This window comes from Oleiphilus sp. HI0067 (assembly GCF_001635735.1).
This window is the reverse complement of sequence record NZ_LWFI01000636.1, coordinates 1-983: the sequence shown is the minus strand read 5'-3', so window position 1 is coordinate 983 and position 983 is coordinate 1. Positions and strand designations below refer to the sequence as shown.

1 protein-coding gene is annotated in these 983 nt (G+C 43.3%); it reads right to left on the bottom strand.

What is annotated here, in order from left to right:
• Nucleotides 1–125: 125 nt before the first annotated feature.
• Complete coding sequence (locus A3739_RS07045; RefSeq protein ID WP_068500858.1) at nt 126–629, bottom strand: DUF4402 domain-containing protein; 504 nt, start codon at nt 627–629, stop codon at nt 126–128.
• Nucleotides 630–983 lie beyond the last annotated feature (354 nt).

Here is a 983-nt window from a genome sequence, read left to right as displayed (position 1 = left end):
TCGGACAACAAAGCTTTGCCGATCAGCCTTTGAAGAAAGAATTTTTCAGATAAGATTTTGATCGTGCAGTACAACAAAAAAAGGCGCCCCAAGGCGCCTTTTATATGTTTCTCTACAACTAGTGCTTAGTTGTATACAACAGAAACATCGTAATCGATTGAGGTCGCAGTAGCTGCCGCTGCCGCTGCAGTCGTTGCATTATCAACTGTCAAAGTACCACCAAGCGTCAACTGGTGAGCTGCCTGTAGCGTAACACCTGTAAGAGATAGTGCCGCTTCACCGTTGTCGATCATTGCTGGTACGAAAGTCATACCGTTTGAAGAAGACTGACCTAGCGTGATGTCAAAAGTAAGACCATCAGTACCTGCTACGTCTATAACACCTTCTACACCGTTTGTTGCTGCATCAAAACAACCAGTACCTGAACGCGCACCACCTGCAGCTAGCGTACAAGTTACCGCATCAGCTGAAGGGTCGATTTGACCAAGGTTCATTTGCGTATTTTCAGTCAACTGAAGTGGCTCAACGATTTGAAGTAGAGCCTGGAAAGTATCAGCGTGAGCCATACCTGCGCCAAGACCTGAAACTAGAGTTGTTGCGATTGCTGCTTTTTTGAATACGTTTTTCATGGATAGTATCTCCGAACACTTATTTAGTTTTGAAATTGCTGAATTAAATTTTTATATCGTGACCTTAGGGCCATCTTGTTTGTCTCTCTTTCGAAAGACCTTTCATATTTACTACTTTCGCACTTACTGCTTGTACTGCTTGCTTCCTGCTCTTAACTGCAAGCTGCTTATATGCAGCTTTAAGCGAGGCTTGTGGCCTCTACAACATCACGATTAGATATTTCGTCACGTTGTAAGCAGCGCGTTTTTTAAAATGTTTTGCATTTCGTTTGCGCTTAATTTCAGCTTAGCTANATCACAGAACTTGCACGCCGAAAAACAGGCCGTTTTGTAGCGAAGTGTTACAAGGTGTTT